Annotated in this window: 1 tRNA gene; it reads left to right on the top strand. The window is 47.4% G+C overall.

What is annotated here, in order from left to right:
• Window positions 1-44: 44 nt before the first annotated feature.
• Window positions 45-121: transfer RNA gene (locus AB4138_RS23920), tRNA-Trp, on the top strand.
• Window positions 122-228: the final 107 nt, after the last annotated feature.

Below are 228 nucleotides of genomic sequence, written 5' to 3'. Positions count from 1 at the left end.
CGCCTAGTGCGAGGTTTTTTCGAATCTGAAGTAATGAAAGTTTTAGGGGTGTAGCTCCAATTGGCAGAGCAGCGGATTCCAAATCCGCGTGTTGGGAGTTCGAATCTCTCCACCCCTGCCATATTTAAGGCTCTAGCAGAAATGCTAGAGCCTTTTTTGCATCTGTTGCTTCTACGAAGCAATGTTGGGAGTTGGATCGCCAGCCCGGTATTATACCAATCCGGAAAA

The sequence above is a fragment of the Vibrio sp. 10N.286.52.C3 genome (assembly GCF_041468865.1).
GTDB lineage: Bacteria > Pseudomonadota > Gammaproteobacteria > Enterobacterales > Vibrionaceae > Vibrio > Vibrio crassostreae_C.
The sequence above is the reverse complement of the archived record's forward strand: the minus strand, read 5'-3'. Positions and strand labels throughout refer to the sequence as shown.